The organism is Nocardioides sp. URHA0032 (assembly GCF_000620645.1).
GTDB lineage: Bacteria > Actinomycetota > Actinomycetes > Propionibacteriales > Nocardioidaceae > Nocardioides.
The window spans coordinates 214,162-236,153 of the sequence record NZ_JIAV01000014.1; the positions used below are offsets into that span (position 1 = coordinate 214,162).

23 protein-coding genes are annotated in these 21,992 nt (G+C 71.8%); 6 read left to right on the top strand and 17 right to left on the bottom strand.

The window, feature by feature from the left end:
* Nucleotides 1-5: 5 nt before the first annotated feature.
* Nucleotides 6-2,078 (top strand): PTS fructose transporter subunit IIABC, encoded by a 2,073-nt coding sequence (locus tag N538_RS0103070; RefSeq protein WP_028636072.1) that lies wholly within the window; start codon nucleotides 6-8, stop codon nucleotides 2,076-2,078.
* A 49-nt stretch (nucleotides 2,079-2,127) separates the two neighbouring features.
* On the top strand, nucleotides 2,128-2,385 hold the full coding sequence (locus N538_RS0103075) for an HPr family phosphocarrier protein (protein WP_028636073.1): 258 nt from the start codon (nucleotides 2,128-2,130) through the stop codon (nucleotides 2,383-2,385).
* A 5-nt stretch (nucleotides 2,386-2,390) separates the two neighbouring features.
* Here N538_RS0103075 and N538_RS0103080 read toward each other — a convergent pair whose 3' ends face one another.
* Nucleotides 2,391-3,080, bottom strand: a complete 690-nt coding sequence (locus N538_RS0103080) for an aspartate/glutamate racemase family protein (RefSeq protein WP_028636074.1) — start codon at nucleotides 3,078-3,080, stop codon at nucleotides 2,391-2,393.
* 80 nt (nucleotides 3,081-3,160) lie between these two features.
* Between N538_RS0103080 and N538_RS23625 the strand changes: the two genes are divergently transcribed.
* A complete protein-coding gene (locus tag N538_RS23625) occupies nucleotides 3,161-4,111 on the top strand; it encodes a LysR family transcriptional regulator (protein ID WP_051548666.1) in 951 nt (316 codons plus the stop codon).
* On the opposite strand, the gene N538_RS0103090 is transcribed toward N538_RS23625, so the two are convergent.
* The 8 genes from N538_RS0103090 to rimP form a co-directional block, all read right to left on the bottom strand.
* Nucleotides 4,044-5,009 (bottom strand): hypothetical protein, encoded by a 966-nt coding sequence (locus N538_RS0103090; RefSeq protein ID WP_028636075.1) that lies wholly within the window; start codon nucleotides 5,007-5,009, stop codon nucleotides 4,044-4,046. The two genes, N538_RS23625 and N538_RS0103090, sit on opposite strands and share 68 nt — an antisense overlap.
* Entirely contained in the window at nucleotides 5,006-5,938 is a 933-nt protein-coding gene (locus N538_RS0103095; RefSeq protein WP_028636076.1) for a bifunctional riboflavin kinase/FAD synthetase, read from the bottom strand. Before N538_RS0103095 ends, N538_RS0103090 begins: the two co-directional genes overlap by 4 nt.
* Before the next feature lie 23 nt (nucleotides 5,939-5,961).
* Nucleotides 5,962-6,822, bottom strand: coding sequence for a tRNA pseudouridine(55) synthase TruB (truB, locus tag N538_RS0103100; RefSeq protein ID WP_028636077.1), 861 nt, complete (start codon nucleotides 6,820-6,822; stop codon nucleotides 5,962-5,964).
* Nucleotides 6,819-7,274: a 30S ribosome-binding factor RbfA gene (gene rbfA, locus N538_RS0103105; protein WP_028636078.1), complete on the bottom strand. Its 456-nt coding sequence runs from the start codon at nucleotides 7,272-7,274 to the stop codon at nucleotides 6,819-6,821. The genes truB and rbfA overlap by 4 nt, the downstream gene beginning before the upstream one ends.
* A 68-nt stretch (nucleotides 7,275-7,342) precedes the next feature.
* A complete protein-coding gene (infB, locus tag N538_RS0103110) occupies nucleotides 7,343-10,153 on the bottom strand; it encodes a translation initiation factor IF-2 (RefSeq protein ID WP_028636079.1) in 2,811 nt (936 codons plus the stop codon).
* A gap of 142 nt (nucleotides 10,154-10,295) precedes the next feature.
* Nucleotides 10,296-10,619: a YlxR family protein gene (locus N538_RS0103115; RefSeq protein WP_081790248.1), complete on the bottom strand. Its 324-nt coding sequence runs from the start codon at nucleotides 10,617-10,619 to the stop codon at nucleotides 10,296-10,298.
* Nucleotides 10,620-10,699: 80 nt separating this feature from the next.
* Nucleotides 10,700-11,677: a transcription termination factor NusA gene (gene nusA, locus N538_RS0103120; RefSeq protein WP_028636081.1), complete on the bottom strand. Its 978-nt coding sequence runs from the start codon at nucleotides 11,675-11,677 to the stop codon at nucleotides 10,700-10,702.
* A complete protein-coding gene (rimP, locus tag N538_RS0103125) occupies nucleotides 11,677-12,186 on the bottom strand; it encodes a ribosome maturation factor RimP (RefSeq protein ID WP_028636082.1) in 510 nt (169 codons plus the stop codon). Before rimP ends, nusA begins: the two co-directional genes overlap by 1 nt.
* 74 nt (nucleotides 12,187-12,260) lie before the next feature.
* Between rimP and N538_RS0103130 the strand changes: the two genes are divergently transcribed.
* Nucleotides 12,261-12,686, top strand: a complete 426-nt coding sequence (locus N538_RS0103130; protein ID WP_028636083.1) for a hypothetical protein — start codon at nucleotides 12,261-12,263, stop codon at nucleotides 12,684-12,686.
* Complete coding sequence (locus N538_RS23630) at nucleotides 12,683-13,117, top strand: ferritin-like domain-containing protein (protein ID WP_036569270.1); 435 nt, start codon at nucleotides 12,683-12,685, stop codon at nucleotides 13,115-13,117. The genes N538_RS0103130 and N538_RS23630 overlap by 4 nt, the downstream gene beginning before the upstream one ends.
* A gap of 155 nt (nucleotides 13,118-13,272) precedes the next feature.
* Here the strand turns inward: N538_RS23630 and N538_RS0103140 are convergent, their stop codons facing one another.
* Together N538_RS0103140 and N538_RS0103145 are read right to left on the bottom strand one after the other, a co-directional pair.
* A complete protein-coding gene (locus N538_RS0103140) occupies nucleotides 13,273-13,974 on the bottom strand; it encodes an HAD family hydrolase (protein WP_028636084.1) in 702 nt (233 codons plus the stop codon).
* Nucleotides 13,975-14,023: 49 nt separating this feature from the next.
* Complete coding sequence (locus N538_RS0103145; protein WP_028636085.1) at nucleotides 14,024-15,793, bottom strand: proline--tRNA ligase; 1,770 nt, start codon at nucleotides 15,791-15,793, stop codon at nucleotides 14,024-14,026.
* A gap of 60 nt (nucleotides 15,794-15,853) precedes the next feature.
* Here N538_RS0103145 and N538_RS0103150 point away from each other — a divergent pair, with 60 nt between their 5' ends.
* Nucleotides 15,854-16,780, top strand: coding sequence for a hypothetical protein (locus N538_RS0103150; protein ID WP_028636086.1), 927 nt, complete (start codon nucleotides 15,854-15,856; stop codon nucleotides 16,778-16,780).
* A gap of 177 nt (nucleotides 16,781-16,957) precedes the next feature.
* On the opposite strand, the gene N538_RS27155 is transcribed toward N538_RS0103150, so the two are convergent.
* The 6 genes from N538_RS27155 to N538_RS0103180 all read right to left on the bottom strand — a co-directional run bounded on the left by N538_RS27155 (nucleotide 16,958) and on the right by N538_RS0103180 (nucleotide 21,992).
* Entirely contained in the window at nucleotides 16,958-17,572 is a 615-nt protein-coding gene (locus N538_RS27155) for a hypothetical protein (protein WP_155991944.1), read from the bottom strand.
* Nucleotides 17,573-17,745: 173 nt separating this feature from the next.
* Complete coding sequence (locus N538_RS0103160; protein ID WP_028636087.1) at nucleotides 17,746-18,318, bottom strand: DUF6318 family protein; 573 nt, start codon at nucleotides 18,316-18,318, stop codon at nucleotides 17,746-17,748.
* Between the two features lie 62 nt (nucleotides 18,319-18,380).
* A complete protein-coding gene (locus tag N538_RS23640) occupies nucleotides 18,381-18,578 on the bottom strand; it encodes a hypothetical protein (protein WP_051548668.1) in 198 nt (65 codons plus the stop codon).
* On the bottom strand, nucleotides 18,578-19,423 hold the full coding sequence (locus tag N538_RS0103170; RefSeq protein WP_028636088.1) for a GNAT family N-acetyltransferase: 846 nt from the start codon (nucleotides 19,421-19,423) through the stop codon (nucleotides 18,578-18,580). Before N538_RS0103170 ends, N538_RS23640 begins: the two co-directional genes overlap by 1 nt.
* Before the next feature lie 170 nt (nucleotides 19,424-19,593).
* A complete protein-coding gene (locus N538_RS0103175; RefSeq protein WP_028636089.1) occupies nucleotides 19,594-20,733 on the bottom strand; it encodes an alkaline phosphatase family protein in 1,140 nt (379 codons plus the stop codon).
* Nucleotides 20,730-21,992, bottom strand: coding sequence for an alkaline phosphatase family protein (locus N538_RS0103180; protein ID WP_051548670.1), 1,263 nt, complete (start codon nucleotides 21,990-21,992; stop codon nucleotides 20,730-20,732). The genes N538_RS0103175 and N538_RS0103180 overlap by 4 nt, the downstream gene beginning before the upstream one ends.

Genomic DNA, 21,992 nt, shown 5'->3' on the forward strand with positions numbered 1-21,992 from the left:
CACCCATGCAGGACCTCATCACTGCCGACCTCGTGCGCCTCGACGCCGATCTCGGCGCGGACCGGCACGACGTGATCCGTGCGCTCGCCGGCGTCGTCGGCGACGCCGGGCGCGCCACCGACGTCGCCCAGCTCGTCGAGGACGCGTTCGCCCGCGAGGCGACGTCCGGGACCGGCCTCCCCGGGGGCATCGCGATCCCGCACTGCCGGACCGCCGGGGTGGCCGAGCCGGTCCTCGGCTTCGCGCGGCTGTCCCCGACGGTCGACTTCGGCGCCAAGGACGGCCCGGCCGACCTGGTGTTCCTCATCGCGGCACCGGCCGGCGGCGACAACACCCATCTCCAGCTGCTCACCAAGCTCGCCCGCGCACTGGTGAAGCCCGCCTTCACCGACGCGCTGCGCGCCGCCACGACGCCCGACGAGGTCGCCGTACTCGTGAACGACGTGGTGAGCGCGGCGCCCGCCGCCAAGCACGCCGCCCCGGCCGCACCGGAGAAGAAGCACTCGCTGGTCGCGGTCACCGCCTGCCCGACCGGCATCGCGCACACCTACATGGCCGCCGAGGCCCTCGAGGCCGCCGCGTCCCGCGCCGGGGTCGACCTCCAGGTCGAGACCCAGGGCTCGGCCGGCGCCAAGCCCCTCGCGCCCGGCACCATCGCCGCGGCCGACGCGGTGATCTTCGCCGTCGACGTCGGCGTGCGCGACCGGCACCGGTTCGCGGGGAAGCCGCTCGTCTCCTCCGGCGTGAAGCGGCCGTTCGACCAGGCCGACCAGATGATCGCCGAGGCCCTTCGGTACGCCGACGACCCGAACGCCCCGCGCGTCGAGGGCTCGGGTGCCGGCGCCGGTGACTCCGTCGGCACGGGCGGCGGGGCCGGCGAGAGCTGGGGCGGCCGCACCCGCCGGGTGCTGATGACCGGCGTGTCGTACATGATCCCGTTCGTCGCGGCCGGCGGCCTGCTGATCGCCCTGTCCTTCCTGCTGGGCGGCTACGAGATCGCCAACGACAACAACTACGGCGAGATCGCGGTCAACAACTCCTTGTTCGACCTGCCGAGCCCGTCCGCGTTGGGCCTGGACCACGCCCTGTTCGGGTCCGGGCTCGCGGCCTACATCGGCGCACTGTTCTTCGTCATCGGCAAGACCGCGTTCATGCTGTTCATCCCGGCGCTGGCCGGCTACATCGCCTACGCGATCGCCGACCGCCCCGGCATCGCACCGGGCTTCGTGATGGGCGGCCTGGCCGGCAACATCTTCGCCGTGCAGTCGGCGGGCGACAGCCCGGTCGCGATGCCGGCCACCGGCTTCATCGGCGCGATCATCGGCGGCGTGCTCGCCGGAGTGGTCGCACACTGGATCGGCGGCTGGAAGGTGCCCACCTGGGCGCGCGGCCTGATGCCGGTGATGGTCATCCCGCTCTTCACCTCGGTGATCGTCGGCCTGCTGATGATCATCGTCTTCGGCAAGCCGATCGCCTGGCTGATGGACCAGCTCACCCAGGGCCTGAACTCGCTCAACGGCGGCAGCGCCATCGTGCTCGGCGTGATCCTGGGCCTGATGATGGCCTTCGACATGGGTGGCCCGCTGAACAAGGTGGCGTACAGCTTCGCCGCAGCCGGCGTGGGCACGGCCGGCGCCGCGAGCGACTCCCCGGAGCTGAAGATCATGGCCGCGGTGATGCTCGCGGGAATGGTCCCGCCGATCGCGCTCGCGCTGGCCACCGTCCTGCGGCCGCGGCTGTTCAGCTCGGCCGAGGACGAGAACGGCAAGGCCGGCTGGGCCCTCGGGCTCTCGTTCATCACCGAGGGCGCGATCCCGTTCGCCGCTGCGGACCCGCTGCGCGTGATCCCGGCGATCATGCTGGGCAGTGCCGTGACCGGGGGGCTGTCCATGGCGCTGGACGTCGCGGTCCGGGCGCCGCACGGCGGCATCTTCGTGCTGTTCGCCGTCCACAACATCCTCGGCTACTTCATCGCCCTGGTCGCCGGCACCGTCGTGGGCGCGATGGCCGTCATCGTCCTGAAGTCCATCGGCACCGAGGATCCCGAGACCGCCGACCGCGAGCTCGTCACCGCCTGACCGTCAACCCCGGATCGTCAACGCCTGAATCGTCAACCAAGGAGCACGAATGCCCAGCAAGACCGTCGCCGTCGGCTCGTCCGTCGGCCTGCACGCCCGGCCCGCCCAGCTGATCGCCGAGGCCGCCGAGGAGCTCGGCGTCGAGGTGCTGATCGGCATCCCCGGCGACGAGCCGGTGGACGCCAGTTCCTCGCTGCTGATCATGACCTTGGGCGCCGGTCCCGGCGACCTGGTCGAGGTGAGCAGCGACGACCCGGGCGCCCTGGACACGATCGTCGCCCTCGTCGAGAAGGACCTGGACGCCTGACGGGCTCAGCGGAGGTGCACGCGCGCCAGCTCGCGCGCGTGCACCTCGGCGCTGTCGATGACCGGGAGCGCGCTGTCCTCGGGCCCGATCAGCAGGCCGATCTCCGTGCACGCGAACACGACGGCCTCCGCCCCCTGCTCGGCCAGCCGGTCGATGACCTCGACGTACCGGTGGCGGGACGCCTCACGCACGACGCCCTGCGTCAGCTCGTCGAACACGATCGCGTCGACCATCGCCCGCTCCTCCTGGCCCGGGACGACCGTCGTGACGCCGTGCCGCGCGAGGCGGTCTGAGTAGAACGTCTCCTCCATGACCCACCGGGTCCCCAGCAGGCCGAGCGTGCGCCAGCCGTGGCGCGCCGCCTCGGCCGCGACCGCGTCGCCGATGTGCAGCAGCGGTACGTCGATCGCCGCCTCGACCTGCGGTGCGACCTTGTGCATCAGGTTGGTGCAGATCGCCACCGTCGTCGCACCACCGGCGACGCATCGGCGCCCCGCCTCGGCGAGCAGCGCCGCCGCGGCGTCCCAATCGCCGCGCACCTGGCAGTCGCGGACCTCGGCGAAGTCCAGCGACTGCAGGGCGATGCGGGCCGACGCGTGGCCACCGCCGGCGGCGGCGACCTCCTCGTTGATCAGCCGGTAGTAGGTCGCGGTCGAGTGCCAGCTCATCCCGCCGATCAGTCCCAGGGTCTCCATGACGTCCATGCTGCGCGATGGACTGACCCCGAGGAAGACTGTGATTCCTGAACGCATCCCTTAGCTGGTCTAATACCCTCATGGACCCGCGCCGCGTGCTGCTCTTCCGCACCGTCGCCCGGTCGGGCTCACTGAGCGCGGCCGCGCGTGACCTCGGGACGACCCAGTCGGCCGTCAGCCAGCAGCTGCGGCTCCTGGAGCGGGAGGCGGGCGGCCCGCTCCTGGTGCGCACCCCGCGCGGCACCCAGCTCACCGAGGCCGGCGCGACCCTGCTCGCCCGCGCGGACGCCGTGCACAACGCCCTCCACGACGCGCGCGAGGAGCTCGGCGCCCTGGCGGACCTGCGCTCCGGCACCGTCCGGCTCGCGGCGTTCCCGTCGGCCGCGGCCACCCTCGTGCCGTCGGCCGTCCGCGCCCTCCACGACGAGCACGCCGGCGTCCAGGTGACGCTCGTGGAGCAGGAGCCGCCGGAGGCGTCGGCCGCGGTGCTGGCCGGTGACGTGGACGTCGCCCTGGTCTTCGGGTACGACGGGCCGTCCGACGACGACGGGTCGCTGGCCTGGGTGCCGCTCGGCGTCGAGCCGTTGCACCTGGTCCTCGCCCGCGACGGGGCGGTCCCGGCCCGCGCGACCTCGACCTGGCTGGCCGGCCAGGACTGGGTCGCGGGGTGCGAGCGTTGCCGGCAGCACCTGGTCGAGCGCTGCCGCGACGCCGGGTTCGAGCCCCGCCTCCTGCACGAGAGCGACGACTACGTCGTGGTGCAGAACCTCGTCGCCCACGGTCTCGGCGTCACGGTGCTCCCCCAGCTCGCGCTGACGGCGTTCCGCCACCCGGACGTCGAGGCGCGGCCGGCTCCGGCGTTCGGCGAGCGGCACGTGGGCATGGTGCACCGGCCCGGAGCCGAGTCCGTGCCCGCGGTCCGCGCGCTCATGGAACGGCTCCAGGCCGCGGCCTCCGACGTGCTCAGCCCGCGGCGCGCAGGTCGAGGTACACCGCACGCACGCCGACGGCCCGCTCGAGCTCCCGGGTGACCCCGCCGAAGAACTGCTTGCGGTAGTCCTCGTCGGTCACGGTCGAGACCATCAGGTACAGGCCGGAGAACGACGCCAGGAACACCGACACCTGGAGCAGCGCGCGCGACTGCGTGAACGGCGGGCTGGTCTGCCAGGTGTTCAGCACCGGATCCGTCATCGTGATCGACCCGAGCAGCATGAGGAAGGCGAATACGGTCAGCGAGAGCAGCACGACCTGGACCGTCTGGACGATCATCAGCACCAGGATCAGGTTCCAGCGCTCGTAGCCGGTCACCTCGGCGTACGCCGCCGGGTCGGCGTCGGGGTCCTCGACGAGCTCACGGCAGTGCGCCTCGAGCGGCGTGCCGCGACAGGCCCGCAGCAGCAGCGCGTCGTTCACGTCGTCGTCGGCGCGGTCGACCTCCTCGGGCAGGCGGACGAGCAGGAACCCGATCGCCAGCGCCGAGAACAGGGCCACGACCAGCCAGAGCGACGCGACCGACAGGTTCGAGGCGACCTGCCACACCTCGGTGTTGATGAACAGGAAGGTGATCGCGAGCAGCAGGAGCGGCAGCGCCCTGGTGGTCATCGGCAGGACCCGGCGGAGGCTGCCGAGAGTCCGGCCGAGGCTCCACGTCACGATCTGCCGGGCGTGCAGCGCGGTCAGCGCGTACCAGAGCGTGGCCGCGGCGCCGAGCGCGACGAGGGTCGCGGGCGCGGCGCTGAACTCGCCGGACACCCACGCGAGCGCGACGCCCGCGCCGGCCGCGAGCAGCGCGACCAGCACCACGAGCGGCAGCGTGCGCCGGAGCCGCAGCGCCTTCCGCACGTCGGCCCGCCGCTCCGGCACGAAGTAGGACAGGCCGTGCGCGAGGAACCACGCGTCCGTGGCCGCGAGGGTCTCCTCGCGGGTCACGTCAGCAGCTCGCGGGCGCGGTCGACGTCGGCCGTCATCTGCTCGACCAGGGCCTCGATCGAGTCGAACGCCACCATGCCGCGCAGCCGCTCCACGAAGCTCACCTCGACCTGGACGCCGTACAGCTCGAGGTCGTCACGGTCGAGCACGTAGCTTTCCACGCGGCGCTCGCGGACGCCGTCGAAGGTCGGGTTGGTGCCGACGCTGATCGCGGCCGGGTACGACTCACCGGTGTCCAGGCGGCGCAGCCGGCCGGCGTACACGCCGTCGGGTGGGGCGGCGGTCATCACGGACGTGGGCACGTTCGCGGTCGGGAAGCCGAGCTCGCGGCCGCGCTGGTCGCCCTGCACGACGGTGCCGCGCACGGTGTACGGGCGGCCGAGGGCCTCGGCCGCGCCCGCGACGTCACCGGCGGCCAGGCTCATCCGGACGTACGTCGAGGACCACACCTGGGGGCCACCGTCCAGGGGGATGCCCTCGGCGGTGAAGCCGTACCGCTCCCCCGTCTCGCGCAGCGTCGCGACGTCGCCGGCCGCCTTGTTCCCGAACCGGAAGTTCGCGCCCACGACGACGGCGGCCGCGTGGAGTCCGTCGACGAGCACGCGCTCGACGAACTCCTCCGGGGTCCACGAGGCGACGTCGCGGTCGAACGGCAGCGCGAAGACCGCGTCGGCACCGCAGCCGGCGAGCAGCTCGGCGCGCTCCTCCAGAGAGGTGAGGGTGGTCGGAGCGTGCTCGGGGCGCAGCACCGCCATCGGGTGCGGGTCGAAGGTGACCGCCACGACCGCGAGGCCGCGCTCGTCGGCGAGCTCCCGAGCCCGGGAGACGACGTGCCGGTGACCGAGGTGCACCCCGTCGAAGTTGCCGATCACGACGGCGGTCGGGCCGAGGTCGGCCGGGACCTCGTCGAGGCTTCGCCAGATCTGCACGCCGGGAAGACTACCGAGCGGGGTCAGCCGGTGAAGACGGCGACCGCTTTCGCCACGCCGCCGCGGGGTTCGTAGAGCGCGAGGAACTCGCCGTCCGGTGCGAACACCGCGGTCAGCCCGGCGAGCTCGAGGTCGAGCGCGCGGCCGTACCGGACGTCGGTCGCCTGCGCGTCGTCGAGCTCGAGCGAGCTGAACGCCGCCCGGGCCGCGGCCGCGATGGGCAGCACCGCGAGCTCCTCCTCGAGCTCCTCGAGGGTGTGGGCCGCAGCCAGGTCGTACGGCCCGACGGCGGTACGCCGCAGCGCGGTCAGGTGTCCCCCGACGCCGAGTCGCGCGCCCAGGTCACGGGCGATCGCGCGGACGTAGGTGCCGCTGGAGCAGCGCACCGTGATGTCGAGCTCGGTGGCGTCGGAGACCCGCACGTCGGTCACGGTGAGCTCGTGCACCGTCACGGGGCGCGCCTCGAGCCGGACGTCCTCGCCCTCGCGCACCCGCTGGTAGGCGCGCTTGCCGTCGACCTTGATCGCGGAGACGGCCGTGGGGACCTGCATGAGATCACCGACCAGCTCGGCGGCCGCCGCCCGGATCGTCGCCTCGTCGAGCCCGTCGGTGGTGCTGGTCGCGACGACCTCGCCCTCGGCGTCGTCGGTCGTCGTGGCCACGCCGAGCCGGACGGTCGCGTCGTACCGCTTCTCGGTGAGCATCAGGTGCCCGAGCAGCCGGGTCGCCCGGTTGAGGCCGAGCACCAGCACGCCGGTCGCCATCGGGTCCAGCGTGCCGGCGTGCCCGACCTTGCGGGTGCCGGCCAGCCGGCGTACCCGCGAGACGACGTCGTGCGACGTCATCCCCCCGGGCTTGTCGACGACGACGAGGCCGTCGGTCACTCGTCCTCGTCGGACTCGTCGTCCCCGGCCTCGCGCGGCTTCTTGTAGGGGTCGGGCTCGCCGGCGTACGCCGCGCCGCGCTCGGCCGCGAGCTGCTCGTCGAGCTGCTTGGCCTTCGCCAGCACCTCGTCGAGGTGCCGCGCGTTCTCCGGCAGCGCGTCGTGGATGAACGTCAGCGTAGGCGCGTGCCGCATGCCGAGCTGCTTGGCGACCTCGGAGCGCAGCAGTCCCTTGGCGGACTCGAGCGCGGCCGCGGACGCCTCGCGGGCGGAGTCGTCCTCACCGGCGTCCAGGACCGTGTAGAAGATCGTGGCCTGCTGGCTGTCGCCCGTGACGCGCACGTCGGTGATGGTGACGAAGCCGAGCCGCGGATCCTTGATCCGACGCTCCAGCATCTCCGCGACGATCACCTGGATCCGGTCCGCGATCTTGCGGACGCGAGGGTTGGTCATGGTTCCTTCTTACTCCTGGACGCCGAGTCGGCGCAGTCTCAGCTGAGACTGCGCCGACTCGGGATGGATCAGCTGCGGGGGATCTCCCGCATCTCGAACGCCTCGATCACGTCGCCTTCCTTGATGTCCTGGAAGTTGCGCAGCACCAGACCGCACTCGAAGCCCTCGCGGACCTCGGACGCGTCGTCCTTCTCCCGCTTGAGCGACGCGAGGTCGAGGTTGTCGGCCACCACGGCGCCGTCACGGATGACCCGCACCTTGGCGTTGCGCCGGATCACGCCACTCGTGACCATGCAGCCGGCGATGTTGCCGATCTTCGACGAGCGGAAGATCGCACGGATCTCCGCCTGGCCGAGGGTCGACTCCTCGTACTCCGGCTTGAGCATGCCCTTGAGCGCGGCCTCGATCTCCTCGATGGCCTGGTAGATGACGGTGTAGTACCGGATCTCCACGCCCTCGCGGTCGGCCAGCTCCGTCGCCTTGCCCTGCGGGCGGACGTTGAAGCCGATGATGATCGCGTCGGACGCGGCCGCCAGGTCGACGTTGGTCTCGGTGATCGCACCGACACCGCGGTCGATGACCCGCAGGCTGACCTCGTCACCGACGTCGATCTTGGCCAGCGCGTCCTCGAGCGCCTCGACCGAGCCGGACACGTCGCCCTTGAGGATGAGGTTGAGCTCCTGGCTCTCGCCCTTCTCCATGGAGGCCATGAAGTCCTCGAGGGTACGGCGGACGCGGCGCTTGGCCTGCATGGCCGCCCGCTCCCGCGCCTCGCGCTTCTCGGCGATCTGGCGCGCCATCCGGTCGTCGTCGACCACGATGAAGTTCTGACCCGCGCCGGGGACGGCGGACAGGCCGAGCACCATCGCCGGCCGCGACGGACCGGCCTCGGCCAGCTCGTTGCCGTACTCGTCGAGCATCGCGCGGACGCGGCCGTGGGCCGGTCCGGCGACGATCGAGTCGCCGACGTTGAGCGTGCCGCGCTGGACGAGCACGGTGGCGACCGGGCCGCGACCGCGGTCCAGGTGCGCCTCGATGACCAGGCCCTGCGCCTCACGACCCGCGTCTGCACGCAGGTCCAGCGACGCGTCGGCCGTGAGCACGATCGCCTCGAGCAGCTTGTCGAGGTTGAGCTCGGACTTGGCCGAGACGTCGACGAACATCGTGTCGCCGCCGTACTCCTCGGGCACCAGGCCGTACTCGGTCAGCTGGCCACGGACCTTGGTCGGGTCCGCCTCCGGCTTGTCGATCTTGTTGACCGCGACCACGATCGGGACGCCGGCCGCGTTGGCGTGGTTGAGCGCCTCCACGGTCTGCGGCATCACGCCGTCGTCGGCCGCGACCACGAGGACCGCGATGTCCGACGACTGCGAGCCGCGGGCACGCATGGCGGTGAACGCCTCGTGACCCGGGGTGTCGATGAACGTGATCTTGCGGTCGTCGCCGTCGACCTCGGTGTGCACCTGGTACGCACCGATGTGCTGGGTGATGCCACCGGCCTCGCCCGCGACGACGTTCGCGCTGCGGAGCGCGTCGAGGAGCTTGGTCTTGCCGTGGTCGACGTGACCCATGACGGTGACGACCGGCGGCCGCGCCACCAGGTCCTCCTCGTTGGTGTCCTCGTCGTCACCGAACTCGATGTCGAAGGACTCGAGCAGCTCGCGGTCCTCGTCCTCGGGGGAGACGACCTGGACGACGTAGTTGAGCTCCTCGCCGAGCAGCTCGAGGGTCTCGTCGTTCACCGACTCGGTCGCCGTGACCATCTCGCCGAGGCTGAACAGCATCTGGACCAGCGAGGCGGCGTCGACACCGATGCGCTCGGCGAAGTCGGTCAGCGAGGCGCCGCGCGGCAGGCGGACGGTCTCGCCGTTGCCCTTGCGGACGCGGATGCCGCCGATCGTCGGGGCCTCCATGGCCTCGAACTCCTGGCGACGGGCCCGCTTCGACTTGCGACCGCGGCGCGACGGGCCGCCCGGGCGACCGAAGGCACCCTGGGTCTGACCACGCTGGCCGGGGCGACCGCCGCCGGGGCGACCGCCGCCGCTGGGGCCGAAGCCGCCGGGACGACCCGGAGCACCGGCACCCGCACCACCCGGGGCGCCACCGCGACCCGGTGCGCCGCCACGACCCGGAGCACCACCGCGACCCGGAGCGCCACCGCGCGCCGGGGCGCCGGAGCGACCACCCGGGCCCTGCCCGAAGGCGGCCGGGGACTTGGGCATCATGGCGGGGTTCGGGCGCGGCATGCCCGGGCGCGCGCCGGCAGCCGGCGGACGCGGTGGGCGGTTGTCGCCGCCACCGGTCGCGGGCGCCGGGCGGGCGGGCTCGGGCCGACGGCCCATGCCCTGGCTGGACGCGAACGGGTTGTTGCCCGGGCGCGGTGCACCCGGACGGCCGACCGGCCGCGGGGCCGGCGACTTGGGCGCGCCGTCGGCCGGACCCTCGGCCGCGGGGGCCTCGGGCTCGGAGGTCGGCTCGGCCGGCGGCTCCTCGGCCTTCGGGGCCGGCTTGGGGCCGGGCTTCGGCGCCGCCGTCTTCGCGGCGGGAGCAGCCTCCTCCGCGGGCGCCTCAGCGGGCGCCTCAGCGGGCGCCTCGACGGCCTCGGGCTCCGCGACCGGAGCGGCGGCAGCCTTCTTGGCCGGCGCCTTCCTGGCCGGCGCGGGCTTCCCCGCGGCCGGCTCGGCCGGCGCGGCGGGAGCCGCCGACGCCTCGGACTTCAGCTTGTCGCCGTACTCCTTGCGGAACCGCATCTCCGCGGGGAGCTCGACGGTCGAGCTCGCCGACTTGACGAACTCCCCCATCTCCTTGAACTTCTCGAGAACGAACTTGCTCTCGACACCGAACTCCTTGGCGAGTTCGTGAACTCGGGTCTTAGCCACGCTTCTCCTTCTGGCCTGAGACCCGGGTCCAGCCTTGTTGCCGGGGGGTGATTCAGACCGTTAGTGGTTGTGCATGCTCATCGGGAAGTACTCATCGAGTGCTCATGAGCTGCTGCTCCAGTTTCTGTGTCAGGTCGGTCGATCAGATGTCTGCGCCGAGGTGTTCAGCGAGCGGGGCGCTGGTCAGCCCTGGCCCCTTCCCCGCGAACCGCAGGGCCCGGGCGAAGGCTCGCCGGCGCACCGCGAGCTCATAGCACTCGGTCGTGGGGTGCAGGTGCGCCCCGCGGCCGGGAGCGGTGGCCTCCGGATCGGGCACGACGGCCGGGTGGCCATCCGCGTCCGAGCCGACGGTCACCCGTAACAACTCAGCCTTGGCGGCCCGTGCCCGACATCCCACGCAGGTCCGGACCGGCCCCGCCGGAGCGGGGAGTTCCGGGCATGCAGAAGGAGTGTGTTCACGCGCCACTGCCGTCAACCTTACCGCGATCGCGCCAGCTATTCGAACCGGGAGCCCCTGCCGCCCCCGGTCGGGGTGGCCGGGACCGCTCAGTCGTCGGCGGGCGCCTCGTCGGAGCGGATGTCGATGCGCCAGCCCGTCAGGCGCGCGGCGAGCCGGGCGTTCTGGCCCTCCTTGCCGATCGCCAGCGAGAGCTGGAAGTCCGGCACCACCACCCGGGCGGACCTGGCCTCGGCGTCGACGACCTCCACCGACGTGACCCGGGCCGGCGAGAGCGCGTGCGCGACCAGGTCGGCGGGGTCGTCGGACCAGTCGACGATGTCGATCTTCTCGCCGTGCAGCTCCGACATCACGTTGCGGACCCGCTGGCCCATCGGGCCGATGCAGGCGCCCTTGGCGTTCACGCCGGGTGCGGTCGACTTCACGGCGATCTTGGTGCGGTGTCCCGCCTCGCGGGCGATCGCCGCGATCTCGACCGTGCCGTCGGCGATCTCGGGGACCTCGAGCGCGAACAGCTTCTTGACCAGGTTCGGGTGGGACCGCGACAGCGTGATCTGGGGGCCGCGCATGCCCTTGCGGACCGACACGACCAGGCACTTGATCCGGGTGCCGTGCTGGTACCGCTCCCCGGGGACGCGCTCACCGGCCGGGAGCAGCGCCTCGAGCTTGCCGAGGTCGACCATCACGTCGTCGGGGTTCCGGCCCTGCTGGATGATCCCGGAGATGATGTCGCCCTCCTTGCCGGAGAACTCGCCGAACCGGATGTCGTCCTCCGCGTCGCGGAGCCGCTGCAGCATGATCTGCTTGGCGGTCGTGGCCGCGATCCGGCCGAACCCCTCGGGCGTGTCGTCGTACTCGCCGAGCGTGTTGCCCTCGTCGTCGACCTCCGCCGCCAGCACCGTGACGTGACCGGTCTTGCGGTCCAGCTCGACGCGGGCCTTCTCTTGGGCGCCCGGCGTCTTGTGGTACGCCGTCAGCAGGGCCTGCTCGATGGCCTCCACGAGCACGTCGAAGGAGATCTCCTTCTCGCGCTCCAGCATCCGCAGGATGCTCATGTCGATGTCCATCAGGCCTCCTCGCCATCCACGTCGTCCCCGTCGTCACTGGCACGGCGGTTGAACTCCACCTGCACCAGCGCCTTCTGCACCTCGGCGTACTCGACCTGGCGCTGCGCGCCGTCGACGTCGAGCGTGACCTGCTCCTCGGTCGAACCGCCGATCCGCCCGGTCACCGATCCGCCGTCGGCGAAGGTGACCTTGACCAGCCGGCCGGCGTTGCGGCGCCAGTGGCGCGGCAGCGTCAGGGGCCGGTCGACGCCGCGCGAGGTGACCTCGAGCGTGTAGGGGTGCTCACCCATCACCTCGGACCCGTCGAGGACCCGGTTCACCTCCCGGGTCGCCTCGGCGACCTCGTCCAGCGTCACGCCGCCGTCCTTGTCCACGGCGACCCGCAGGATCCGCCGCTTGCCGGCCGGAGTGATCTCGACGGCCTCGATGTCGAGGCCCAGGGCACGCAGGGGGTCGTCGAGCTCCGCCTCGATCCGGTCCCTGGTGGCGTCCTGCTTGGCGCTGCTCACGGGCGGGCGACCTCCTTGTGCTGTTGTTGGTCGCCACGATAGCGGCTGACGATCCACTCGATAGGGTCGGCGCCGTGTCCGTCGGTCCGCTCCTCCCCCGCCGTACGGCGATCGCCCTGGCCGCGGCCGGGCTGGTCGCAGTGACGGGCTGCGACGACCGGGCGACCCCGACGCCGTCGGCCACCCCGACGGCCGACCCGGACGTCGCGCTCGTGGAGAAGGTGATCCGCCGGCTGCGGCACGCCCAGCACGTCGCCGAGGCGGGCGGCGAGTCGGAGCTGGCCGTCCTGCACCGCACCCACATCGAGGCTCTCGACGGCACGACCTCCGAGGGCAGCTCGCCCGCGAAGTCGGCTCCGGGCGCCGTCCGTGGCGAGGAGCAGCGGCTCCAGGAGTACCTGGAGGGCGCCGCGCTCGCGGCGGCCAGCGGGGCCCTCGCCCGGCTGCTCGCCTCGATGTCGGCGGCCGTCGCCCAGCGGCTGGCGCAGGGGCTCGGATGAGCGAGACCGACGCCCTCCAGACGACGCTCGCCGCCGAGCACGCGGCCGTCTTCGTGTACGGCGTGCTCGGCGGCCGCACCTCACGCGCCGCGACGCCGGAGCTGTTCGACTCCGTCACCGCCGCCTACGCCGCGCACCGGGCCCGCCGCGACCACCTGGTCCGCGAGCTCACGGGGCTCGGCGAGGACCCGGTCGCGGGCGAGGCGGCGTACGACGTGCCACAGCCGCTGGACACACCGGCGCAGGTCGAGCGCGCCGCGCTGGACCTGGAACGGTCCTGCGCCGCGACGTACGCGTACCTGGTGGCCACGACGGTCGAGGACCGACGGCGCTGGGCGATCGACGCGCTGAGAGAGACAGCGGTCCGCGAACTCGTCTTCCGGGGAACTCCCGAGACGTTCCCCGGAGGCGACGAGTACGCGGACCGCTGAGGCCTGGACTGAGGCCGGTGAGCGGTTCCCCGCCGGGATGTGGGGGGACTGACGGGAGGACCGCTCTTGCAAAACTATGCAACAGGGTGCAGCGAGGCGCGACCACTTCCGTTCCTCACCTTTCTGCATTGCAGAAAGGTGCAGTTCGGCGCCGGTCAGGACCAGGCGCGGACCACGTCCGCGATCTCCGCCAGGCGGTGCACGACGGCGTCCGGATCGCCCTCGGTGTGGCCGAGCTGCTCGGCGGGGATCCGGCTCAGCGGGATGTGGATCGCGCGCATCCCGACGCTGCGCGCGCCGTACACGTCGTCGAAGAGCCGGTCGCCGACGTAGACGCAGGTGGCCGGGTCGTCGACGCCCACGGCGGCCATTGCGGCCCGGAAGGCGTGCGGCGACGGCTTGGTCCACGGGATCTCGCTCGTGTAGACGTCGCCGTCGATGAGGTGGTGGACCCCGTCGCGCCGGAAGAAGCCCTCGTGCCACGCGCGGGGCCAGATGGTGTTGGAGAGGACCCCGACCCTGATGCCTTCCGCCCGGAGCCCCTCCCAGAGCGGGCCGACCTCGGGGTCGGTCCGGGTGTGCGGCTCCCAGAACTCGTAGTACGCCGTGAGCAGGTCGGGGTCGTGCTCGAGCCCGGCCTCGGTGAAGAGGTCCGCGAGCGTCGAGCTCTGCTGGTGGTCGCGGGAGCGGCCCCAGATCGCCTGGTTCGCCTCGTGCAGCCGGGCCTGGGAGACCTCGACCTCGTGGTCGACGTTCACGACCGCCTGGGCGAGCGCGAGCGACTCCGCGTGGAAGTCCACGTCGTGCCAGGCGGTGAGCGTGCCGCCCCAGTCGAAGATGACCGCCCGGACCGTCATGCGGGGTCCCCGCCCGGTCCGGAGCGCAGCGATCGATCTGGTGGGGTGGTCATGCCCGCACGAGCCGGACGACGTGGTCGACGACGTGGTCGGCGGGCACGTCCTCGCGCTCGCCGGTCGCGCGGTCCTTGACCTCGATGGTGCCGTCGGCCAGGCCCTTGCCGACCACCACGATGGTCGGGACGCCGATCAGCTCGGCGTCCTTGAACTTCACGCCGGGGCTGACCTTCGGCCGGTCGTCGTACAGGACCTCGATGCCCTGGCTGTTGAGCTCGTGCACGACCCGCTCGGCGGCGGCGTACACGTGCTCGTCCTTGCCGGTGGCGACGACGTGGACGTCGGCGGGCGCCACCTCGCGCGGCCAGACGAGGCCGAGCTCGTCGTGGGTGTTCTCCGCGATCGCCGCGACCGCGCGCGAGGGACCGATGCCGTAGGAGCCCATGGTGACGGTGACGAGCTTGCCGTGCTCGTCGAGCACCTTCAGGTCGAGCGCGTCGGCGTACTTGCGGCCGAGCTGGAAGATGTGGCCCATCTCGATCCCGCGGGCGGTCACGAGCACCCCGCCGTCCCCGCGCGGGCAGGGGTCGCCGTCGCGGACCTCGGCGACCTCGATGAAACCGTCGCCGTTGAAGTCGCGGCCGGCCACGAGGTCGAGCACGTGGCTGCCGGCGACGTCCGCGCCGGTGACCCAGCGGGTGCCCTCGACGATGCGGGGGTCGAGCAGGTAGCGGACGCCGGCGGGCTTCTTCTCCCCCAGCGCACCCGGCCCGATGTAGCCCTTCGCGAGGGTCGGGCGCGCCTTGAAGTCCTCCTCGCCGAAGGGCTCGAAGACCACGCCCTCGCCGAGGTTGGCCTCGAGCCGCTTCGCGTCGACGTCGCGGTCCCCGGGCAGGCCGACGGCGATCGCCTCGGTCGATCCGTCGGGGTGGCGCACCGAGAACACGACGTTCTTGAGCGTGTCGCCGGCGTGCCAGGGGCGGTCGTCGCGCGGGAACTTCTCGTTGAGGTGGTCGACAAGCGTGTCGATCGTCGGCGTGTCGGGCGTCTGCTCGGCGTGGGCGGCGGGCGCGTCGTCGTACGGCACGGGGGCGGGCGGCGGGAGCTCGACGGCCTCGACGTTCGCGGCGTAGTCGCACAGCGAGCAGCGGACGTAGGTGTCCTCGCCGACCGCGGCCTTGGCGAGGAACTCCTCGGACCTCGAGCCGCCCATCGCGCCCGACATCGCCTTGACGATGACGTACTCGAAACCGAGGCGGTCGAAGATCCGGACGTAGGCGTCGCGGTGGGCCTGGTAGCTGGCCTCGAGACCGGCGTCGTCGACGTCGAAGGAGTAGGAGTCCTTCATGACGAACTCGCGGCCGCGCAGCAGGCCGGCGCGCGGTCGCGCCTCGTCGCGGTACTTGGTCTGGATCTGGTAGATCGACAGCGGCAGGTCCTTGTACGAGCTGTACAGGTCCTTCACCACGAGGGTGAACATCTCCTCGTGGGTCGGGCCGAGGAGGTAGTCGGCGCCCTTGCGGTCCTGGAGGCGGAAGATGCCGTCGCCGTACTCCGTCCACCGGCCGGTCGCCTCGTAGGGCTCACGCGGCAGCAGCGCCGGGAAGCTCAGCTCCTGGGCGCCGATGGCGTCCATCTCCTCGCGGATCACGTTCTCGATCCGGCGCAGCACCTTGAGCCCGAGCGGCAGCCAGGTGTAGATGCCGGGCGCGGCGCGGCGGATGTAGCCGGCCCGCACCAGGAGCCGGTGCGACGGCACCTCGGCGTCCGCCGGGTCCTCCCGGAGGGTGCGCACGAACAGGCTCGACATCCGCATGATCATGCGGAGAAGGCTACTTGCCGGGAGGTGCAACCTTCCTCCGGGTTATCGCGTCTGGTTGGCATGAAGACCGCACTGCTGTCCCTGCTCCTCGCCGTCGCCGCGCCGACGGTGTCGGTCCATCCCTCGTCCCTCGACCGTGGTCCCGACGTGACCGGCCCGCACGTCGAGGGGCGGGTGCTCGTCGACGGGCCGATGCGGATGACGTTCCGGGCACCGGTGGTGACCTACCTCGGCAAGTCCGGCAACCGCTACTACGTGCACCTGTCGCGGCGCACCGGCGGCCACGCCCGGGTCCTCTGGATCACGCCGTCGGAGCGGCAGAAGGTCCTGGTGCGCGGGCTCGCCTCCGAGCTCGTGTGGCTCAGCGACGACGGCAAGGACCTCCTGACGGCGCCGAAGCAGACCTCGGAGGAGACGACGCTTCGCGTGCTCGACGCCCGGACCGGGCGAGTCGTCGGGGCGCGGACCTTCGCCGGCGCGGTCGACGTGCTGGACGCCGATGAGAGCCGCGCGGTCCTGGGCGGCTGGGGGCCGGACCGGACGTTCTGGTGGAACTACCGCTCCGACACGACGGTGACGGTCAACCACCGCGTGGGCTACGTCGCCTCGATCGCCGCCGACCGCCTTGCGGCGTACACGGGTGATCCGTACGACGGCGGCTGCTCGGTGCTGACCACGCTGGACGGCGACCGGCTGTGGCGGTCCTGCTCCTACCGCGTCGTGGCGGTGTCGCCCTCGGGCGGCCGCGTCGCCACGGTCGGGCTGCTGTCCGACGGACCAGGGGCGAGCGCGGCGGTGCTCCGCCGCGCGTCCGGTGGTGCCGCCCTCGTCCGGTACGAGGCGCCGTACGTCTTCGGCCGGGTCTCGTTCGAGGACGACGCCACCCTCCTCCTCGACACCTACACGACCCGGAAGGTCACCACGGTCCGCTGCGTCCTGGAGTCGTGCGAGCGCGCGTCGAAGACCGTTCGCAGTCCGATCTCCTGAGGGTCGGGTGCGTCGGTTCCGCCCGTCGCAGCTTCACCATGGTCTGCAGGGGAGCCTGCACCTCCCACGGCGAGCAGACCGTGGGATGTGCGGGTTTCCCCGGATCCCATGGTGGAACTGTGATCGCCCGGTGACGCCTGGTCCGGTGCTGGACGGACCCGGGAACGTACGGTTCCCTCAGCCGCCGACCAGCACCGGCCGCGCCGTCACCACTCGCAGGGCCTGTGGTGAGCCGGGGATCGTCACGGTGCCGTTCACGTCGCGCCACGGACCGCCACCGACCCGGAACCGAGCCGCGTACGTCGTGTCGACGCTCGGGCTGACCCGGCCCTCGCGGAGGTAGCGGTGCGTGACCTCCAGGTGGGGGTACCTATCGCCGGGTGTGGTGGTCCAGCGCTGCTGGCCGTCCCCGAACCGCCACCCGTACCGGGCCGGCCAGATCCGCAGCTCCACCCGCCGCCCCAGCAGGGTCACCGTGCGGGTGAACTCCCCGTTGTGCGTGTAGAAGTTCGTGTCGAAGTTGACCAGGGTGCGGCCGTTGGGTGGTTGGACCTGAAGCTTTGATGCTGGGAGCGATAGACGCCGGAACGCCGCGGACACGATGCCCGGGGTGACCGCCGGCGGCTGGACGGGCCCGACGTCAACAGGGCAGCTACTCCCTTGATCAACGACCTCCCCGTTAACTATGAAGGTGCTGATCGTCATGATGGTGCCGTCGTCGCAGAGGGCGGGCTCGCCGCAGGTCTGAGCGCCTCCGGGCGCACACTGGACGTCCTCGTTGACCGTGACCACCTCTTGCGGATTGTCCGTGGAGCCCTGAGCCCATGACCCCTGTTGGTGGTGAGACACCGAGACGAAGAAGTCGTTTGACCCAGCACCCACGTGATCGTGGTCCGCTGCTCGCGATGGCGCCACGGCTAGCAGGAATGAGGCTCCCGTGACGATGAACGGACGGAGGAGCCCAGTCATCTGGTCACCAGCGAACGAACAACCCACGCTCCGCTTGACGGCTGAAGGATCAGCCTGACGTCCGTGCTTCCTTTGGGGTACCTGACATCGTCTGACTCGCCCGGCCGATCGATCAGCTGCTTCCGCGTGAATACGGTGCACTCGACGACGGCCCAATCTCCGCCAACCTTGTCGAGGAAGCCCGTCTTGAACTCAGCCGCTCGTCCCTCGCCGCCCTTGATTGAGCCGCCCTCATCGTAGGTGCGCTCGATCGACTGCACGCCTGCATCGCAGCCACCGCATCGAGCAGCAAGGTGGTTGAGTGCGTTGACATCGCCCGTGCTCTGGGCGTAGTTGACGGTGTCGAAGTAGAACTTCACGAACGCCTCAGCCGAGGCCGCGTCGGTGCCGCGCGCCTCCGGCGGCATCGTCGGCGGGACGGTGTCGGAGGCGGGGGTGGTGCTGGGCGAGGTGGGCGGCGAGGTCGAGGGGGGTGCGACCCTGGGCTCGGGGTCGCCGCCCGAACAGGCGGAGACCCCGAGCGCCAGCGCAACACCAACAGCGGCGATGACCGCCCGAGTACCGGTCACGGCACGATCATTCCCCGGCCGGGGCGCCCGCGAAACTGCCCGCGTCGAGCCTGTGGAGAACCTCAGCCGCGGGCGGCGCGCAGCGCCCAGCGGACCATCGGCAGCTGCAGCGGCAGGCGGGTGAACGCGAGGACCTTGAAGCCGGTCGAGGAGGACGAGGCGGCGTCGGCGGCCATCTTCAGGTTGCCCGGGTAGACGCCGAGGAGCAGGGCGGCGCTGGCCCAGCCGGCGGGCCGCCGGAGCCGCACGCCGCGCGGCATCAGAACATCACTGTCGCGAACCGCGCGGTCTCCCGGAAGCCGACCTTCTCGTAGACCGCCCGCGCAGACGTGTTCCAGTCGTTGACGTAGAGCGACACCACCGGCGCGAGCTCGCGCCGCACGATGTTCACCACGGCCGCCATGCCGGCGGTCGCGAGCCCGCGCCCACGCTCGGACGGCGGCACGTAGACCCCCTGGATCTGGGCGGCGTACGGCGTGGCGCACGCGACCTCGGCCTTGAAGACGAGCCGCCCCTCGTCGTACCGCGCGAACGACCAGCCGCGGCTGACCAGCTGGGTGACCCGCGCGCGGTAGAGCTCCGCTCCCCCGCCGTACTCCGGCGAGATGCCGACCTCCTCGGTGTACATCGCGACGCAGGCCGGGTAGAGCGCGTTGAGGTCCGACCGGGTCGACTTCCGCACCCGCGGGTCGGCCGCGACCTTCGGCAGCGCCGCGATCTCGAGGTGCGGCTGCTCCCAGCGCGCCTCGCGCGGGCGTCCCCACGCAGCCGAGACGCCGTTCCAGAACACCCGGACCGCCTCCTGCGGTCCCACGATCGTCGACACCGTGCGGCCGCGGGTCAGCGCCCGCTCCGCGAAGGCCGCGGCGTCGTCCGCGGTGGCCTGCACCGGCACCAGGTTCGCGCCCACGTGGCAGGCCGCGGCGAGCTCGCCGTTCTCGAACCGGCCCCACATCTCGCCGCCGAGCCAGCGCGGCTCCAGGTTCGTCGTGGTCGCCCGGTAGTCGGCGAACACGTTGACCACCGGGTCGCGCCGGGCGAGCGCCAGGAAGGCGTCGAGATCCGCCGCCCCCAGGGGGCGGACACCGTGGCGAGTGGTGAGCACGGCGGCAGCCTACGTCCCTGGGGCGGGCCGAGGCGCACTCTCGCCACGATCATTGCCAGCGTTCCGACGCCGCGCAGGGCGGGCAGCAGCGCCGCGGACGACGGGTGCCGCCGGCAGGGGCGGACCTCGGGCAGCCGCACGGGAGAACGGCGACCCGCACGGCCGCAGCCCTACCGGGTGATCGGCGAAGCCGAGCTCGACGAGGAGTAGTCGTTCCACACGTCGAGGCCGAACGTGTCGACGCCCTCGTCGCGCGCGTATCCGAGCTTCGGCAGCCCGAAGATCTCCTCCATCGAGCCGAGCAGGGAGTAGTGGTTGTACGGCGTGGTGCTCCACGAGCCGGGCTGCACGAACTTCGAGATCACCAGCGCGCCGATCTTGCCGCCACCCGGTCCCAGGATGCCGGGCATCGGGCTGTTGGCCGACGTCGCCGGCCCGCAGCACGCGTCCGCGTCCGCCTGCGGCCCGTCCGACTCGTCGGCGGTGATGATCAGCGCCCCGTTCTTCCGGAACGCCGGTGACGCGAGGATCCTAGGCACCCACCGCTTCATCCAGGCGTTCACGGACGCCAGGCCTCCCGGCCGGCCGTCGGCGCACGGGGCGTCGTGGCCGTCGTGGCAGAGGTCCGGGGCGATGTAGGTCAGGTTCGGCGTCGTACGGACCCGCTTCAGGTCGTGCACAAGACCGCCCAGGGGGACGACGTGCCGCTTGCAGTACGCCGGGTCGTCGATGATCGAGTGGAAGTAGACGAACGGGTTGTGCCGCGCCGCGTAGTTCTGCTCCGCCGTCGCACGCTGGGTCGGGTCCACCGCACCGACGTCGGGATGCTGGCAGGGCTTCGTCATGTCGTCCATGTAGCCCTTCCAGGTCCGGCCCGCCGCGGTCAGCTGCCCCGGCAGCGTCGGCACGTCCGCCGGGAAGACGCACCCCGAGCCCACGGCCTGGTCCGGATCGACCGTCGAGGTGCGGGTGAAGTCCGTGAACAGCTGGCAGTCTGCCTGCATCTCGGGATTAGGCCCCTGGCCGGAGACCTGCGCGATGTAGTTCGGCTGCGAGTTGTGCGCGGTGCCGTAGTAGTGGTTGAGCAGGACGCCCTTCGCCCGCAGCGTCCGCGCCAGGTACGGCGCCGCGGAGTCGCCGCCCCAGGTCTCGTCGTAGCCCTTGTTCTCGATGTTGATCACGAAGACGTGCTTGACCGGTGGCACGTACGCCGTCGGCCGGGCCGGCGTGTCCGGGAGGGCACTGCTCGCCGGCGAGAGCAACGCCCCGGTGAGCACGATCGCGAGGGCGACGAGCGGGCGCGCGATCATCGCGGCAACCTGAAGCCGACGTCGCGGGCCAGCCGTTTGAGGTCCGCCCAGTCCGCCGACTTCGTCTCGTCCGGTGCACACGCGGCCGGCACGATCACCGGGACGTCGTACGTCGGCGCGGACAGGTCGGGCCCGCTCCCGAAGTCGAGGGCCTCCGCCATGTTCCGGGCCGCCTTGTCGCGGGGCGTCAGCGGCTTCAGTCCCCACCGCCACTCGATCATCCTCAGCACCGAGGTGTGGTCGTAGACGTGGTGCGAGACGTGCCCGCGCCGCGCGAGCGGCGAGATCATCAGGGCCGGTGTCCGGAAGCCGCGCAGTGCGGTCTTCTTCGAGACGTCCGGCGCCCGGCGCGGCCGGACGTGGTCGTAGAAGCCTCCCCACTCGTCGTAGTTGATCACGAGCACGGTCTTCTCCCAGCCGGGACCGTTGCGCACCGCGTCGTACACCTGGTTCAGGAAGAGCTGGCCGGCCCGGATGTCGGCGAGCGGGTGGTCGTCGTTCGACATCCCGCTCTCCTCGTTGAGGAACCGGGGGTCGACGAAGGACACCTGGGGCAGCGTGCCGGTGGCGGCGTCGAGCAGGAACTGCGCGAAGTGCTGGGAGATGTCGAGGTGCTTCTCGTACCAGAGCGCCGTGAACGGGATGTCGCTGTAGTAGTAGGTCCCGGTCAGGCCCTTCGCGGCCAGCCGGTCCCAGATCGTCGGCAGCGTCGACTTGTCGGTGTTGTTGTGCAGCCGGTCGGTCTGCGCGGCGTGCTGGTAGAAGCGGTTCGGGTACGTCTCGGCCATCACCGCGGAGAAGTACCGGTCGAACACGGTCCAGTCCCGGGCGGCGCCGGAGTAGAACGACAGGTCCTCGTCGGTGTAGTAGCCGATCGCCATCAGGTCGTTGTTGCCGGACTTCAGGAAGCCGTCCAGCTTCCCGCCGTTGAGCTGGATCCGGCCGCCCTCCCAGGAGTGGTCGGGGTCCTCGAACCCGCAGCCGTCGGGCGCCGTGAGGTGGTGGGTGTCGTGGCGTACGCCGTGCCGGTCGACGTAACTGAGCCCCGCCTGCTTCCCGTCGGCTCCGGGCAGCCAGCCCAGGTAGTGGTCGAACGAGCGGTTCTCCATCATCACGAGCACGACGTGCTCGATGCCGGAGTCCTCCGGCGACGGGAGGTCGACGGCTGCGGTCGCGGGGAGCCAGCGGGTCGCACCCGTGGCCGTCGCCACTCCGGACACGGTCGCGGTGCCGAGCAGCCGCCTGCGGGAGATGGTCAC